At 44.3% G+C, this 15,784-nt stretch carries 14 protein-coding genes; 8 read left to right on the top strand and 6 right to left on the bottom strand.

Translation table 11 applies throughout. The annotated features are described in order from the left end of the window. Positions 1-43 precede the first annotated feature (43 nt). Complete coding sequence (pdxH, locus tag VA249_RS21120; protein WP_221071014.1) at positions 44-679, top strand: pyridoxamine 5'-phosphate oxidase; 636 nt, start codon at positions 44-46, stop codon at positions 677-679. Between the two features lie 86 nt (positions 680-765). Here the strand turns inward: pdxH and VA249_RS21115 are convergent, their stop codons facing one another. Continuing rightward, positions 766-1,485: a helix-turn-helix transcriptional regulator gene (locus VA249_RS21115; RefSeq protein ID WP_221071013.1), complete on the bottom strand. Its 720-nt coding sequence runs from the start codon at positions 1,483-1,485 to the stop codon at positions 766-768. Positions 1,486-2,397: 912 nt separating this feature from the next. Here VA249_RS21115 and VA249_RS21110 point away from each other — a divergent pair. The 4 genes from VA249_RS21110 (at position 2,398) to putP (ending at position 9,137) form a co-directional block, all read left to right on the top strand. Then, on the top strand, positions 2,398-3,210 hold the full coding sequence (locus VA249_RS21110) for a helix-turn-helix transcriptional regulator (protein ID WP_221071012.1): 813 nt from the start codon (positions 2,398-2,400) through the stop codon (positions 3,208-3,210). A 430-nt stretch (positions 3,211-3,640) separates the two neighbouring features. Beyond that, positions 3,641-6,787 (top strand): bifunctional proline dehydrogenase/L-glutamate gamma-semialdehyde dehydrogenase PutA, encoded by a 3,147-nt coding sequence (gene putA, locus VA249_RS21105; RefSeq protein WP_221071011.1) that lies wholly within the window; start codon positions 3,641-3,643, stop codon positions 6,785-6,787. Between the two features lie 11 nt (positions 6,788-6,798). Further along, the gene (locus VA249_RS21100; RefSeq protein WP_221071010.1) at positions 6,799-7,506 is read left to right on the top strand and encodes a 1-pyrroline-5-carboxylate dehydrogenase; all 708 of its coding nucleotides are present in this window, start codon (positions 6,799-6,801) and stop codon (positions 7,504-7,506) included. A 137-nt stretch (positions 7,507-7,643) separates the two neighbouring features. After that, positions 7,644-9,137: a sodium/proline symporter PutP gene (putP, locus tag VA249_RS21095; RefSeq protein WP_221071009.1), complete on the top strand. Its 1,494-nt coding sequence runs from the start codon at positions 7,644-7,646 to the stop codon at positions 9,135-9,137. A gap of 43 nt (positions 9,138-9,180) precedes the next feature. On the opposite strand, the gene VA249_RS21090 is transcribed toward putP, so the two are convergent. Further along, positions 9,181-9,711 (bottom strand): GNAT family N-acetyltransferase, encoded by a 531-nt coding sequence (locus VA249_RS21090; protein ID WP_221071008.1) that lies wholly within the window; start codon positions 9,709-9,711, stop codon positions 9,181-9,183. Positions 9,712-9,841: 130 nt separating this feature from the next. On the opposite strand from VA249_RS21090, the gene VA249_RS21085 reads away from it, so the two are divergent. Further along, the gene (locus tag VA249_RS21085; RefSeq protein WP_128813466.1) at positions 9,842-10,081 is read left to right on the top strand and encodes an RNA recognition motif domain-containing protein; all 240 of its coding nucleotides are present in this window, start codon (positions 9,842-9,844) and stop codon (positions 10,079-10,081) included. Positions 10,082-10,184: 103 nt separating this feature from the next. Here the strand turns inward: VA249_RS21085 and VA249_RS21080 are convergent, their stop codons facing one another. Next, positions 10,185-10,628 carry a hypothetical protein gene (locus tag VA249_RS21080; protein ID WP_221071007.1) on the bottom strand — a complete coding sequence of 148 codons (444 nt, stop codon included), beginning with the start codon at positions 10,626-10,628 and terminating at the stop codon, positions 10,185-10,187. Positions 10,629-11,002: 374 nt separating this feature from the next. Here VA249_RS21080 and VA249_RS21075 point away from each other — a divergent pair, with 374 nt between their 5' ends. Then, complete coding sequence (locus VA249_RS21075; protein WP_128813465.1) at positions 11,003-11,251, top strand: hypothetical protein; 249 nt, start codon at positions 11,003-11,005, stop codon at positions 11,249-11,251. A 6-nt stretch (positions 11,252-11,257) separates the two neighbouring features. Here the strand turns inward: VA249_RS21075 and VA249_RS21070 are convergent, their stop codons facing one another. Further along, positions 11,258-11,425 (bottom strand): hypothetical protein, encoded by a 168-nt coding sequence (locus VA249_RS21070; protein WP_211918322.1) that lies wholly within the window; start codon positions 11,423-11,425, stop codon positions 11,258-11,260. A gap of 321 nt (positions 11,426-11,746) precedes the next feature. Here VA249_RS21070 and VA249_RS21065 point away from each other — a divergent pair, with 321 nt between their 5' ends. Then, positions 11,747-12,223 (top strand): Lrp/AsnC family transcriptional regulator, encoded by a 477-nt coding sequence (locus VA249_RS21065; protein WP_221071005.1) that lies wholly within the window; start codon positions 11,747-11,749, stop codon positions 12,221-12,223. Positions 12,224-12,344: 121 nt separating this feature from the next. Here VA249_RS21065 and VA249_RS21060 read toward each other — a convergent pair whose 3' ends face one another. Both VA249_RS21060 and VA249_RS21055 read right to left on the bottom strand, forming a co-directional pair. Then, positions 12,345-13,052 (bottom strand): DUF445 domain-containing protein, encoded by a 708-nt coding sequence (locus tag VA249_RS21060; RefSeq protein ID WP_221071003.1) that lies wholly within the window; start codon positions 13,050-13,052, stop codon positions 12,345-12,347. 656 nt (positions 13,053-13,708) lie between these two features. After that, positions 13,709-15,556 carry an ABC transporter ATP-binding protein gene (locus VA249_RS21055; RefSeq protein WP_211918329.1) on the bottom strand — a complete coding sequence of 616 codons (1,848 nt, stop codon included), beginning with the start codon at positions 15,554-15,556 and terminating at the stop codon, positions 13,709-13,711. Between the last annotated feature and the right edge of the window lie 228 nt (positions 15,557-15,784).

Genomic DNA, 15,784 nt, shown 5'->3' with positions numbered 1-15,784 from the left:
TTTATCGGGCGCACAATCGAAAAAAACGAGTGAAGGAGTGAAGATGGAACTTGCTGATATTCGTCGTGAGTACACAAAAGGTGGCCTGCGTCGTAAAGATTTGAAAGCAGATCCGGTTGATCAATTTAATCTTTGGTTGGAGCAAGCGGTGGCGGCGGGGTTGACCGATCCTACGGCAATGACGGTCGCAACGGTGGATGAAAACGGCATGCCGTTTCAACGTATTGTCTTGCTCAAAAACGTGGATAAAGATGGCTTTGTGTTTTACACCAACTTGGGCAGTCGAAAAGCACAGCAACTTGAACACAATAGCAATATCAGCCTACATTTCCCTTGGCACCCGCTTGAGCGTCAGGTTCACATCACGGGCGTGGCCGAAAAGCTTACCGCGATGGAAAACATGAAATATTTCACTTCTCGTCCTAAAGAAAGCCAGCTTGCTGCGATCGCGAGTAAACAAAGCAGTCGTATTTCAGCACGTGGCGTCTTAGAGGGTAAATTTCTGGAGTTGAAGCAGAAGTTTGCCAAAGGTGAGATCCCTGTACCCACGTTTTGGGGTGGCTTTCGAGTTAAAGTGCAGAGTATTGAATTTTGGCAAGGTGGCGAACACCGCCTTCACGATCGTTTCTTATTTTCGAATCAAGACGGCACATGGGATATTGATCGTCTAGCGCCGTAGAGAAACGTCATATTCTAAATTGATAAAGCACCGCCAAGCTCTTTAAGCCAGAGGTTGGCGGTGTTTGTGTTTTGTGGGTAATGCCTTTAACGTTCCCCATTAAGAACAACAGAAAGTTGATGTTTCAACAAACTTCTTGGCACAATAGACCCATAACCGGCTTCCATCGCTTTATCTATTAACTCGTTTTTACTGTTTGCTTCAAACTTAGCTCGCAAGCGAGCGACATGTCCTTCCACGGTTTTTGTGGAAATCCCCATCGCCTGCGCAATGAACTGCGGCTTTTTCCCATAAAGTAATAAAAATAACGTTTCTTGCTCCCGACAGGTGAGTTTGTCTGGTTCTGGTTTGACGTTCGAGAAGCGAAAAATTGATTGTTTATTCGGATTGACGCCTATCGCGCGACACACCCAGTACCCAACTTCGATCACGGCAGTGTCGGTGAGTTCTCTACCATAGAATATGGTGCCGAGAACGTTGCCAGTGTCATCACGCCAAGGTGTTTTGGTAAAGATATGTGCTCGCCAGTGACCGTCTGGGTATGGATGAATATCGAGGATCTTAAGTGACTCGCCGGTTTCAATCACATATTGGTCTTGGCGTTGAAATTCTTGAGCACACTCAATGGTCGGACTGAGCATTTCAAAATCCGTCTTCCCAATGCACTCCTCAGGAGAAGAGTGCCCCATGAGTTCGGCGTATTCCTGATTGACATAGCGGAATACAGACTCTCTATCTTTGCACCCCCAACAACCCGGTAGCTGTCGAAGGAGCGACTGTTCTATGGTATTGACTGGAATATTCAAAAGGGGGCTCACTACTGCTATTTATGGTCTGCGTGATTGCGGATCAATGTCATCCTAATCCAAATCAATACGTTCCGAGATTGGTTTAAGGCGACCTTTTCGGAGCAAAGCGCGCAATTATTCAACAATGATTCAAATTGATATCACTCGCTGGATCCATGGTTGTTCATCGCAAGAGTGCACCTTGATCATGCTTTCGATAATCGTGTCAGGTTGAACTGGAAGATTGGAAGAATGATCAAGGTAACTCAGCGTAATGATTAACGTTAGGATACGTTGAGACAACGCTATGATACCAGTTTATACCATTGTTTTCATTGGGATTAGATAAAAAAAAGGCCAGCCTGAAGACGGGCTGGCAACACAAGATATAATCTTGTCGACGTGTAGAAGAGGTTCTAAATTACATAGCGAGGGTCTGCTAAGTAAGTTAGAGGTATCAAGTAGATACCGTGAGTACTAGGATCGTATGCATCCTAGCGCTCTGGGCTTAATGTATTGAATTTAAGGAATAAAGGTAAGGGGGGAAATCCCTCTATCTTGCTGGATTCTAGATCCTTTTCCTATCGAATGTTAGCGGCTTTTACTTTTCTAACTCTGGATTGAGCTAAATTCCAAGGCCGACAAGCGCTGTGCCTTACATGGCGGTGTGTTTCGATATCAAAGATCGTTTTAAGACGAAAGGTAAAATGGGTTAGATTTCGCTATCTTGCGGTTTTTGTTAATAAAATTGGGTGTACATTGACCGTAGGTTATACGCGCATGATCATCGTTCCGGAACTATGATCATGTGAAGGTTCATGATCATATTGATAGGATCTTGTGCAATTGGAACGGTGATGATTTGCAAGCCAATAGAGAAAGTATATGATGCCAAGGTGTAAGCCTACCGTGTAAAGACAACTGTTCGAAATGAGTACTTCAGATAACCCGAAAGTCCCGCCATATAAAGAGATCATGCTGCCAAAGCCAGCAGAGTTGATCACGCTTCCGTCTTATATGGCTTGTCATGATCATGCATACACACAAATTGTGATTGGTCTAAAGGGACAGGCAGAATTTGAAGTTCGTGGGCAGGGTAATTTGGTTGGGCCAGGACAAGGTTGTGTTGTGACAGCATGCTCTGATCATGCTTTCGGTGGTGTGATTCATCAGTCCGATATTTTGGTGTTAAACTTACCTAAGCCCAGTAATGATGACCCAAATATGTTGCAAAAAATCAACAGTTTGGAGCAGTCTCATCTGTATTTTCAACTCGATGGTCAAATCCAAAAATTGATTCAAATGTTGGTTCAAGAAATGCGTAGTTCTCCTGATGACTTGCTACTCAGTCGAGCGTGCAACGATACCGTGATCGCGCTTATGCAGCGCCATATTTCTGCATTTGAAACCAGTAAGAAAGAATCACGCTTCGATCTTGAGGCGATTGATCGTTATATCGAGCAGCATCTTAGCCACAAAATCAGCGTGGCACAGTTGGCAGGTAGCGTATTCTTGGGTGAGAGCCAATTTCACAGCTTGTTTAAAGATCAAATGGGCATCACTCCACATCAGTATGTACTGGGTAAACGGATCGATATGGCACGTGACTTGATAGAGAAAGGTCATTTAACACTAGGTCAAATTGCCGAGTTTACGGGATTCTCCAGTCAAAGTACGTTCACTCATACTTTTACTCGCTTACAGGGTTTATCGCCATCTCAATATAAGAAACAGGTTGGATAGTCCGGTTTTATTTGCCCAATAACGTTTTCAGTTTTTTGAGATCATGAGTTAAGCCGCGAATCACTCGCGGCTTTTTTGCGCTTGAAATTTGAGCAATCAAACGTGATTCACGCAATTTTTTTGATGGAAATGATTAATATTTAATGCGTTTGGGCTTTCTCTTATTCAAAAAGTAATCTAAATCACTCTTATTTAAGCAAAATATGCCTCATATTTGCTTTGTTTTGTTGTAAAAAAAGGTTGGAGATTAATATTTGCCATACAAAATATTGAGCATTTGCGTGTGACTATGTAGTTATATTGTTATAAAAGCGAGTTTTTGACAAAAAACTCGGAGCTTTTGACAAGTATTCTTCTCGGCCTCAAAATACACTGCTAGCCATTGATGATCCTCGAAGCGGTTTTCGAGGAGAGAGATTGAGGAAAACGCATGTTTACTGCAACAAACGTGTTAACACCGGAATTTATCGAGCAGCCGCTTGATAAGTTGTGGTCACTGATCTCGCCATTGTACATGGTGGACGAGTCTCAATGGTTAGAGCAATTATTGCCGCTAGCAACGCCGACAACGGAAGAAAAATCGGCAATCACGACCCAAACAACCCAGCTTATCGAAGCCATTCGTGCAGATAAAAAATCAATTCAAATGATTGATGCACTGCTGCTGGAATACAGCCTAGATACCCAAGAGGGTATTTTGCTTATGTGTCTAGCAGAAGCCTTGATGCGTATTCCCGATTCAGCAACGGCCGATGCCTTAATTAAAGACAAGTTAAGTGTGGCTGACTGGAAATCTCACCTTAAGAGTTCCGATTCAGTATTCGTTAACGCATCAACTTGGGGATTAATGTTAACGGGTAAAGTGATTGGTCTTGGTGAGCAAGAAACCCAGAGCCCAGGTCAGGCTGTAAACCGTCTGGTAAACAAATTCTCAGAACCTGTGATCCGCAAAGCCATGTATCAGGCAATGAAAGTCATGGGTCATCAGTTTGTTCGTGGCCGTACGATTGAAGAAGCGCAAAAGAACGGTCGTTCAATGCGCGATAAAGGTTTCACTTACTCATTTGATATGTTGGGTGAGGCGGCGCTGACCACGGCAGACGCAAGCAAGTACTTCAAAGACTACTTAATGGCGATTGAAGCTGTTGGTCGTGAAATTACTCTTAGCAAGGATGGGGGTAGTGATACAAGCCCTGCACCCTCTGTTTCTATTAAGCTTTCTGCGCTTCACCCACGTTACGAAGTGGCGAATGAAGAGCGCGTGATGACAGAGCTTTACGACACGTTAACGCAACTGCTTAAACGTGCTATCGAAGTGGATGTTGCCATCACGATTGACGCAGAAGAAGCGGACCGCTTAGAGCTATCGCTAAAACTGTTTGAAAAACTGTACCGAAGTGATCTAGTCAAAGGCTGGGGTAAGTTTGGTTTGGTCGTTCAGGCGTACTCGAAACGTGCACTGCCAGTATTGGTATGGCTAAACGGTCTGGCGAAAGAGCAGGGCGACCTTATCCCGCTTCGACTAGTGAAAGGTGCGTACTGGGACAGCGAAATTAAGTGGTCACAACAAGCAGGTTACGATAACTACCCGGTTTATACGCGCAAAGAAGCGACCGATGTTGCTTATCTCGCGTGCGCGCGTTTCCTATTGAGCGACGGTGTCCGTGGTAATATCTTCCCTCAATTTGCTAGTCACAATGCACACACCGTGACAGCGATTGCGGTGATGGCAGCGCATAGAGATTACGAATTCCAACGTCTGCATGGTATGGGCGATTCACTTTATAACCATGTGATGGAGACTTACGGTCAAACCGTTCGTATTTATGCACCAGTAGGTAGCCATGCGGATCTCCTTCCTTACTTGGTTCGCCGCTTACTAGAAAACGGCGCGAACAGCTCGTTTGTCCACCGTTTAGTGGATGCCCGTTGCCCTATTTCAGAATTGACACATCACCCAGTGGATGTGCTGATGTCCTTTGATACGCTGAACAATCGCCAAATCCCAATGCCAACGAACATCTTCCCTGAGCGCAAAAACTCATACGGTGTGAACGTTGATATCGATAGTGAAGTGAAACCATTTGAAGCGCAGGTTGAAAGCTTTCTAACACAGAAATGGACAGCAGGTCCGATCATCAATGGTGTGAAACATGCCGAAAGCATGATCAAGGGAAATGCTGCAGAGATCATTACCGCACCTTATGATCGTCGTATCGAAGTCGGTCAGGTGGCTTTTGCTAGCCTTGATCATGTTTCCGCTGCGATCGAAGCCGCTGATGCTGCATTCCCTGCGTGGAAAGGCACCGACATTGAGAAAAAAGCCGCATGCTTAGACAGGCTTGCGGATCTGATGGAAGAAAACTTGGCGGAGCTGGTGGCGATTTGTCACCAAGAGGCGGGTAAGACGATTCATGACAGCATCGATGAAGTGCGTGAAGCGGTCGACTTCTGTCGTTACTACGCGAAACAAGCGCAAAATCTTCAGCCGTTTGAGTTGGAAGGTTTTGATGGCGTGAAGCGTATCTCTAGCCGTGAGGGTTTAGGCGTATTCGTTTGTATCAGCCCTTGGAACTTCCCGTTGGCGATCTTCCTCGGTCAGGTAACGGCGGCGTTGGTGGCGGGTAATACGGTTGTGGCCAAGCCAGCAGAGCAAACCAGCTTGATTGCAGCACGTGCGGTTGAATTGATGTTAGAAGCCGGATTCCCAGCGGGTGCGATTCAATTCTTGACTGGTCGCGGAGCTGAAATCGGCCATGCGTTAACATCGCATAATGCGATTGCAGGTGTGGCGTTCACCGGTTCAACCGCTACGGCGCAGCGCATCAACGTGACGCTTGCCGAGCGCAGCGCGAAGCCAGTACCGTTTATCGCTGAAACTGGCGGTCAAAACGCCATGATTGTGGATAGTACCGCACTGCCAGAGCAGGTTGTGCGTGACGTTATTCGTTCTGCTTTCGCTTCGGCTGGTCAACGCTGTTCTGCCTTGCGCGTTCTGTTTGTTCAAGAAGATGTGGCCGATCGCATCATCAACCTTATCCAAGGGGCGATGAATGAACTGCATGTTGGTATTCCTTATCTACACAAAACCGATGTTGGTCCGGTTATCGACAGCAACGCAAAAAACAAGCTCCTTGCTCACCTTGATCACATGGCGAGTACGCAAACCAAAGTCGCGCAGCTGCAACTGGATGAAACGTGTGAGCACGGTGATTTTGTGTCACCGAGTGCATTCGAAATTTCAGGTATTGATGTACTGAAAGAAGAACAATTCGGTCCTATCTTGCACATTGTTCGCTTTAAAGCGTCAGAACTACCAAACGTAGTTGAGCAAATCAACCAAACGGGGTTTGGTCTGACAATGGGTATCCATAGCCGTAATGAGACCACTTATCGTTGGATTGAAAAACACGCTCGAGTGGGTAACTGCTACATCAACCGCGATCAAGTGGGTGCGGTGGTTGGGGTTCAACCATTCGGTGGTCAAGGCTTGTCTGGCACTGGTCCAAAGGCAGGCGGTCCTCACTACCTATACCGCTTTACGAAACATCTTTTCGCTCATGTTGAGAATGCATAAGGAGTCGCATTATGGTTCATCAGATCACCTATTTTAAAGATGCATTCTCTGCATGGGAGCAGTGGAATCTGACCGATTTTGATTATAAATGTGAGCACTTACTTGCATTTAAATCTGCTGCTGAAGAGCAACACGCTGTGGTTGGTAAAGTTATCGCTTACCACTTGCAACAAGCGTCAAGCTTATTAGCAGAGACACATCAGTTAGTGGGACCGACAGGCGAAACTAACGAGTTGTACGCGGCTGGGCGCGGTGTGGCTTTGATCATTTGTGAAAATGATCTAACGAACACTGAGAACGCGTTGTACAGCACTTTTGCAATGATCACTTGTGCCCTAATTGCGGGTAACAGTGTGGTGATTTGCAGTGACAATACAGAGTTTAATCAATTGGTTAATCACGCTGTGGCGTCAGCAACTTTCCCATCTAACCTAGTCCAAGTGGTTGCGTACGATGCGTCTTCCCCGCTGTTAGACAGTGACGTGCGCAGTGTTGGTTATGTTGGGTATTCACAGGTTGAGCATGCGCTTAACTTACAACTGGCTAAACGTGACGGTGCCATCGTCGGTTTAGTGTCTGAAACGGATTTGGAGTCACCGACGGTGGCTCACGATCCTCATTTGTCGTTACGCTTTATTACCGAGCGTACTCGAACGATAAATATTACAGCGGTGGGTGGTAACGCGACTCTACTCGAGTTGGGAAGCGACGCCCACTAACCTGACTTGTGATGCCAACCTAACAACAAAGAGCCGAAGAGCTAACTTGGGTTGGTATCTCTTGTTCTGGTGTATTGCTGAGACGGCAAAATACCAGAAGAAACAAGGAAGGAAATAATTATAACGAGGACTATCTAATGATAGAAAATGGTTTTGCTATCACGACCACATTCGTGGCGTATTTGTTAATTATGGTTGCCATTGGCGTTTATGCGTATAAGAGGACTTCCAATTCATCGGACTACTTTCTAGGTGGTCGTAGCCTTGGCCCTTGGCCAGCGGCACTTTCTGCAGGCGCATCAGACATGAGTGGTTGGTTGCTACTTGGTCTGCCGGGGTATGCGTATGCGGCAGGTATTGAAGCGTTTTGGCTAGCGGGTGGTCTATTGCTGGGTACATGGGCCAACTGGCTAATTAACGCCAAGCGTCTTCGTACGTTCAGCATTCAAACGGATTCGCTAACACTGCCAGAATTTTTATCGCGTCGTTTTAACGATAAGTCGAAACTGATCCAGACAATCTCTGCGTTTTTCATTCTTTTGTTTTTCCTTTTCTACACCAGCTCAGGTTTGGTAGCAGGGGGTAAATTGTTTGAAACCGTATTCGGCTTGGATTACAGCATCGCGGTTGTGATCGGCACAGTATGTGTGGTGTCGTACACACTATTTGGTGGCTTCTTAGCGGTATCTTGGACGGACTTAGTGCAAGGCTTGCTCATGGCGGCGGCATTGATGATTGTACCTGTAGCCGTGATGGATGGTGGATTAGGTCAACTTGCAACTGATATGCGCGAGATTAACCCAGAGTTGCTAACGCTTTGGAACGACGTGAATGGTGAGCCATTATCGGCAATTGCGATTATCTCACTCGCGGCTTGGGGTCTAGGTTACTTTGGTCAGCCACATATTTTAGCCCGTTTCAAAGCATCACGTTCAAATAAAGACCTTACGACTGCACGCCGTATCGCAGTAGGTTGGACCGCACTTTCTATGACTGGTGCGTTGTTGATCGGCTTAGTGGGTTTGGTATGGGTAACAAACCACCCAGGTACGCAGCTCGATGACGGTGAAAAAATCTTTATGCTATTGGTGAACACCGTATTCCACCCTGTGATTGCAGGTATCTTACTTGCGGCCATTCTAGCAGCAGTAATGAGTACCGCGGACTCTCAGCTTCTTGTTTCGTCATCTGCACTTGCAGAAGATTTCTACAAGCAAGTGATTAAACCTAATGCTTCTTCTGAAGAAGTGGTGATGATTGGTCGTGTCGGCGTTATCGTTATTTCTCTGATTGCTCTATTCCTTGCAATGACACCAGATAGCTCAGTATTAGGACTTGTGTCTTACGCGTGGGCTGGTTTTGGTGCTGCATTTGGTCCTGCTGTGGTACTGAGTCTATACTGGAACGGCATGAACCGTAACGGTGCACTAGCAGGTATCTTAGTCGGCGGTATCACTATCGTGGTATGGAAACAACTGACAGGTGGTTGGTTTGATGTGTATGAAATCGTCCCAGGAATCATCTTCTCTACCATCGCTATCGTGCTGGTGAGTAAGATGACTGGCGGTGCAACACAAGATGTGATTGATCAATACAAAGCGTATGAGAAGAAACTGGTAGAACTCGATTAATTCTTCTTACCGTAAACCAAAACCCGCGACCATCGCGGGTTTTTTAGTTGCTGATTTTGGCATAAACCACCGTATTACTGATTTCTCCGGAAGCATTGAGACGTTCGTTTCTCAGCTCACCCTCAAACTCGTATCCACAACGCTCGGCGACTGCTCGGCTTTTGAGGTTGGTGGAGTCCGCCGTGATGGCAATTCGTCTTGCGCCTAAATTCTCAAACGCATGACGTTCTAGTTCGAGTAGGGCTTCAGACGCATAACCTTTTCCTACGGCAGTATCGTCAAGCCAATAGCCAATCTCAAACGAGGGAACTTTCTTATCTCGGATCATGAGACCAATAGCACCAATCATACGATCACTTTGCTTTTCGATAATGAAGTAACGTAGTTCTTCTTCGAAATTCTCAAAGTTGGTGATGGCTTTTTGGGTGCCATCAATCATGGCTTCAAGTGTCAGTGCATATGGGATCCAAGGAAGAAAGACTTCGAGAGTCTTCCGGCTATGCATCACAGCGTGGTGGGCCTCTTCTGCCCGCTCCAAGCATGCAGGTATCAGTTTTAGACGTGTTGTTTCCATACTGTTGCTCCTTGGAGGTAATAAAAACTTATTTAAACAGAAGCGGTTAGTGATTGCGAAAGATTATTCACTTGGTTTGCTAGAGATAACCTGAGAGAATCGAGCCGTTATCCAACCAACTAGGTTTATTATGAAACTTTTAGTAAGAAACTTGGCTCGTGAAACCACTGAGCAAGATCTCCGCGCACTATTCTCAAATTACGGCAAAGTAGAGCTTTGTACCTTGGTTCTTGATCAAGAAACGGGTCTGTCGAAAGGCTTTGGTTTTGTTATTATGCCGGATGAAGCGGAAGCCATTTGTGCGTTGGATGCGTTAAATCTATCCAATGTAGCAAAAAGCAAAATCCGAGTGAAAGTCGCGCAAGACTAATTGCCGCACAAGACTATCTTTGAGAGAAGCCAGCATAGATTGCTGGCTTCTTTGTTTATTGCCAACTTTTTTGTTTATTGATCGTTACTATGTTTATAGATCGCTACTTTGTGCGTGTGTGTATCATTCGGTTTAGTATGCTTATCAGTTTATCTAACTCACGTTGATCAAAATTATCTGAATTGGGTATTTGGTATGAATCAGAGGAAGTAAACAACATTAAGCAGTTACCAGAATAGCTTTCTTTTTGGATACCAACTTGCGTGATTTCCTTGAGTGGTATCCGAAAATAAACGGTCGATTGCTGATGATACGTTATGGTCTGTGACGTTTCGTTAATTGTGATGCTTTTGGGAGTAAAGCGGAGTGTGCCGCGAGGAAAAAACTTGAACAGCATCATGACTAGGAATGCGCTAATAATCGTCAATCCAAGTTCGAATAATTTATCGAGTTTGAATGCAAAAAAAGAAAGAGATAATAAAGAAAACACGACTAAATAGGGACTATTTTGGGGCAATCTCTGCGATTTCTCATGAATGGCGTCCATGTTTTGTCTCCTTGAGTGAGCGTTGATAAACACAAACTTCTCGCTTATGGCCATTCATGTACAACGTTCTATTTTCAACATAATGAAATGGCCTAAGCACGAGCCGCTGCGTGGTTAATTTCGGTTGAACATTCATCTCATTTCCCTGATCTATTCATTCAAATACTGATTCAGAATAATGTGTTTTTTGCATGAATTGAAAGAGTGAGACCCGTATTGGCCCCTGGTCCGACCAACCTCTCATTTTTACGTTGTTTTATTTAGTTTTTTGAATCTAGGACACAAAAAAGCAAGCACACTTTTTAATTACGGAATTATTTTGAACAGAATATGTCAATTGTCAGTAGTACTGTAAGAAATTAGGGAGAGATGTAATGCCGGATATTTATTGCTCAACGTGCAGAAAACCAACGCAACACAAAGTGATCATGAAGCGTAGTGAACCTGAGCAAACGGAAACACTAACTGGCAAGGTAGTGAGTTTTACCCAACTAATGGCGAAATTTGTAACGGGTGAACATTACTATGAAATGGAACCACATTACTTTTGTCGTTGTTGTAATCATCGCGCCATCGGTGAAGTTATTCCACATCCAGCGCGACAAACATCAGCAGTACTGTAGTTTAAATTAAGCTAATTGCTCTTCTTCAATTGAAAAAGGGGAGCCATTGAGCATGACTGGCCAGCCGTAAGACGCGTACTCTGATGCCAGTGATTTTGCGACTTCGTGAGATACTGTCGTATAGGTCCATTCTCCAACACCAAATGGCTTGTACGCCAGTTGAAACGTTATCATTGCTTTCTCCTAATAATTATTTTTCCGTATTATTGCCTTACTGTTTGTCTCAGTACTTTCCTATAAAGCTCAGTTTTTTCTCTGCAAAGGTCATCGCTTCATTTTTTTATGGCCTAAAAAAAGCGAGTTATAAATTACTTGCTTTCAGCATTTAATTTATAAAAGTGTGTTTCTTGGTTAGTCGTTTTACTTGGCATCGCTGTTTTGTTTGGCGAATTAGCTAAATTCATGCGCAATTCACAGCTTGTCGAATTGTGGATTTGCAAACGACTCATTAAAGATTAATGTATTGATTTTTTCGTTGTTTCAGGGATGTAGTGAATGAGTGAACAACTGGATCGGATCGATTTACAAATATTGCGGCTTTTACACTCGAAAGGAAGACTTCCAATTGTCGAATTGGCGAAGCAAGTTAATTTGACCACATCCCCTTGTTCTGAACGTGTAAAGAGGTTGGAGCGTGAGGGGTACATCAATGGTTATCATGCTGAGATAAATGCAGAAAAACTGGGTTTAGACGTTCAAGTGTTTATCCACATTCGCCTTGATCAAACCAGTTTCTCTATTTTCGAAAAATTTGCTCAAGCGGTCGAACTATTGCCAGAAGTTGAGGAGTGTTACTCGCTATCCGGTGATTTCGACACCATGATAAAAGTTCGTGTTAAGAACATGAAAGCGTATCAAGAATTTATGTCGAGTAAGATGGGGACACTACCGGGAGTGATTCAAACTCGCAGTGAAGTCGTCATTGAAGAGCACAAAACGGGATACGGGGTGAACCCAGAATTAATAAGTTAGGGTGGTGACGTTCTAGGACCTGCATCCTGTTATGACAATGACTTAGAACTTGGATTGGCCCACAAAAAAAGGAGCCATATAGGCTCCTCTACATTGACTCTGCAAATGACTTGAGCGCTTACTATGCGCTGACGAAAGTCGTCAATATACCGATTAAACCGCCAAACACACCGCCCCAAACGACGAGCCAGCCTAGGTGTTCTTTAATCATTTTCTGCACGATTTCTTTTACAAGCGCAGGCGTTAGCTCGCTAAGACGCTGATCAATGATGCTCTCAATATTTTGTTTAATTTCATCCATCATTGCCGGAGATTCTAGTTGTTCTTTGAGCGCCTCTTTTATGGTGTCACTCTTGCTCAGTTCAACAATAGATTCTTGCATTTTTTCAACAAAAGGTTGTCGCATTGGTTGTAGTGCTTCAGCACCGCCAAACATTGCGAGCATTGCACCAAACTGCGATGCTTCGATCACTTCGACCAAAGAATCAAACGCCGGATTTAAATCGACTTTCTCAATGACGGGTTGGAGGTTGATGTTCACTCCGCCAGCCATTTCTTTATTTAGGAAACGGTCGATGTTTGCCTCGGTGAAGAATTGCTCCATCATCAAGTTTTTGATCGCAAGTTTGAATTCTTCAAAACGTGCAGGAATAACGCCAGAGCCATATAAGCCAGGGACTTTCTCAAACAACATGTGGATAGCTAGCCAGTTAGTGATTGCACCTGAAAAGGCGAATAGACCCGCGTACCACATATAATCATTGTGGATGTAATATCCCGCTGCCATTAATACGATGGCAAGAATATTCGTCAGCAAACTTTTGTTCATAGTGACCGATTTTGTAATGTGAAAGAATTGAAATAAGTGGGCATGATTTTATACCTAACCAACATCTTGATGCTAGGAGGAGAAAAGTTAGGGGTAATTAAGGGAAATGCTGAAAGTCTATAAAAATGAAAACCCGACATAGACTGCCGGGTCACTGCTTTTTCTTAGAAATTCTAAGGTACTGTAATTTTTATGGTTAGATTTTGCTTTTCTAGACGCGACAGCTAGAAGCGAAAGATCTTACAGCAAAGTTGGCATTTCCAACGTTCTGAGTAGCCGAATAGTTTGTCAGCCCAGCTCGGTTTAACTTGTACGATCTGCATTGAACCACATTTACACATAAGCTAATTACCTTATTATTAGTTTAATTACTCAGCCATTTATTGAGTATAGCTGTTTCTCAAAAAGTGAAGTAACAAATGAATTCAGCTAGAGTTTTTGGCGTTGTGTCCACTGCTTTTAGATACGCAACGGGGTGCTATATTACCAAAATAAGTGTGACTTTCATCACTTTATTTGTTTCATTGTTGAAATTTTTTGTGAGAGTGGTTCAAATAAGACGGCCCGTGAGACGAGGAATAGCGGAAGTGGTTATAGCCAAATGATATAAAAAAACGGCGCATCACGCGCCGTTATTGTTTGAGTTGGAGTGCTGCTTACGTGCTTTTGTCATCGATCTCTTCAGCAATGAAACCACCGGTTTGGTGTGCCCATAGTTGAGCGTAAATGCCATTACTTGCGATGAGTTCTTTGTGTGTACCTTGCTCAACGATACTGCCTTTATCGAGAACAATTAGGCGATCCATCTGAGCAATCGTCGATAAGCGGTGTGCGATGGCAATGACTGTTTTGCCTTGCATTAGCTCATTTAGACTCTCTTGAATTGCCGCTTCGACTTCCGAGTCTAAAGCTGATGTTGCTTCGTCAAGTACCAAAAGAGGGGCATCTTTTAACAATACTCTTGAAATTGCGATGCGTTGACGTTGACCACCGGAGAGCTTCACGCCACGTTCGCCAACTTGTGCATCATAACCGATGTTTCCAAATGGGTCGGTAAGGTTTTCAATAAACTCATGCGCGTGTGCCTGCTGAGTCGCTTTGATCAGCTCATCCTCCGAGGCATCTGGATTTCCGTACAAGATATTGTCACGAATCGAACGGTGGAGTAATGACGTATCTTGAGTGACCATGCCTATTTGGGCGCGCAGAGAGTCTTGGGTAACACGAGAGATCTCCTGACCATCAATTTTGATGCAACCCTCTTCGACATCATGAAATCTAAGTAACAAGTTGACCAGCGTTGATTTACCCGCGCCAGAGCGTCCGACCAATCCCACTTTTTCCCCTGGTTTTATGTTTAGGTTTAGATTGTTGAGTACGCCTTTTTTCTCACCATAATGGAAGCTGACATTGTCGAAGTGGATACCACCATCTGTCACGACAAGTTCTTTTGCATTTGGCTCATCTTTTATATCGATCGGTTTAGAAAGGGTTTTCATCCCATCGACTACCGTGCCCATGTTTTCGAACAATGCGCCGACTTCCCACATTATCCACATCGACATACCATTCACGCGCAAAGCCAAACTGATCGCGATAGCAATCGCACCGACACTGATAGCGCTGTCTAGCCATAGGAAAATAGACAGTGCCGCGACGGAGAACACCAAAAGGTAGTTTGAAATCTCAACAGCGATGTCAAAGCCAGTCACTAGGCGCATTTGGCGATACACAGTATCAAGAAACCCTTTCATGCCTTGTTCTGCGTATTCCGTTTCCCGTTTACTGTGAGAGAAGAGTTTCACTGTTTGGATATTGGTATAACTGTCTACGATACGACCTGTCATGGTTGAGCGGGCATCGGCTTGTTCGGAGGCGACATCCTTGAGTTTCGGGACAAAGTGAATTTGGATGGCGATGTAAGCCAATAGCCAGACAATCATTGGGATCATCAAACGCCAATCGGCAGCGGCTAACATGACGATCATACTGGTAAAGTAAACCGACACGTAAACAAACACATCCATGGTTTTCATGACGGTTTCACGAACAGCCAATGAGGTTTGCATAACCTTGGTCGCAACACGGCCTGCGAAATCGTCTTGGTAGAAGTTGAGACTTTGATTGAGCAAGTAGCGATGGGCTAACCAACGGATTGACATTGGGTAGTTACCAAGCAAGGTTTGATGAATCAATAGAGAATAAACCACGACAAGAATTGGCATGACAACAAGCAGCAATGATCCATAGAAAATCAATTCGGTTTTGTTGTCTTGCAAAAACGTTTCAGGGTTGCTGGTGGAAAGCCAGTCAACGAGTTGGCCCATCGCACCAAATAGAGAAACCTCTACAATGGCAACAATAGTCGACATGATTGACATGATGATCAACGGCTTTTCGAAGCCTTTTGTATAGTGGCGAAGGAAAGCAAAAATCCCAGTAGGGGGTTGATCGGGTTGTGATTTGGGGAACGGTTCAGTAAAACCTTCAAATCGTTTAAACATAACTCATCCTAAAATTAAAACACGTCCATTTCTGTATAGGAATTCGTCAATTCTGACATCCAATTTGCCGGTTTATATACAGATCATGGAAAAAAGAAATAAAGTGGTCTGCTAGCCAGAAAAGCAGACGAGTTCATGCGTGAGGCGAAAAAATAGTCTAACGGATTGCATTTTAAATGTAACCACTAAGTAATTCATATCTTTAATGGTTTATCAAATATGACTCAA

It is taken from the genome of Vibrio alfacsensis (genome assembly GCF_019670485.1).
Classification (GTDB): domain Bacteria; phylum Pseudomonadota; class Gammaproteobacteria; order Enterobacterales; family Vibrionaceae; genus Vibrio; species Vibrio alfacsensis.
Note: the sequence above shows the minus strand (reverse complement) of the source record. Positions and strands in the feature narration are given on the sequence as shown.

What these genes read in the sequence shown, in the direction of transcription:
- VA249_RS21060 (WP_221071003.1), bottom strand. Translation starts at nt 13,052, where the DNA reads ATGAACAAAAGTTTGCTGACGAATATTCTTGCCATCGTATTAATGGCA.
- VA249_RS21055 (WP_211918329.1), bottom strand. Translation starts at nt 15,556, where the DNA reads ATGTTTAAACGATTTGAAGGTTTTACTGAACCGTTCCCCAAATCACAA.
- putA (WP_221071011.1), top strand. Translation starts at nt 3,641, where the DNA reads ATGTTTACTGCAACAAACGTGTTAACACCGGAATTTATCGAGCAGCCG.
- VA249_RS21110 (WP_221071012.1), top strand. Translation starts at nt 2,398, where the DNA reads ATGAGTACTTCAGATAACCCGAAAGTCCCGCCATATAAAGAGATCATG.
- VA249_RS21085 (WP_128813466.1), top strand. Translation starts at nt 9,842, where the DNA reads ATGAAACTTTTAGTAAGAAACTTGGCTCGTGAAACCACTGAGCAAGAT.
- pdxH (WP_221071014.1), top strand. Translation starts at nt 44, where the DNA reads ATGGAACTTGCTGATATTCGTCGTGAGTACACAAAAGGTGGCCTGCGT.
- VA249_RS21065 (WP_221071005.1), top strand. Translation starts at nt 11,747, where the DNA reads ATGAGTGAACAACTGGATCGGATCGATTTACAAATATTGCGGCTTTTA.
- VA249_RS21075 (WP_128813465.1), top strand. Translation starts at nt 11,003, where the DNA reads ATGCCGGATATTTATTGCTCAACGTGCAGAAAACCAACGCAACACAAA.
- VA249_RS21090 (WP_221071008.1), bottom strand. Translation starts at nt 9,711, where the DNA reads ATGGAAACAACACGTCTAAAACTGATACCTGCATGCTTGGAGCGGGCA.
- VA249_RS21080 (WP_221071007.1), bottom strand. Translation starts at nt 10,628, where the DNA reads ATGGACGCCATTCATGAGAAATCGCAGAGATTGCCCCAAAATAGTCCC.
- putP (WP_221071009.1), top strand. Translation starts at nt 7,644, where the DNA reads ATGATAGAAAATGGTTTTGCTATCACGACCACATTCGTGGCGTATTTG.
- VA249_RS21070 (WP_211918322.1), bottom strand. Translation starts at nt 11,425, where the DNA reads ATGATAACGTTTCAACTGGCGTACAAGCCATTTGGTGTTGGAGAATGG.
- VA249_RS21100 (WP_221071010.1), top strand. Translation starts at nt 6,799, where the DNA reads ATGGTTCATCAGATCACCTATTTTAAAGATGCATTCTCTGCATGGGAG.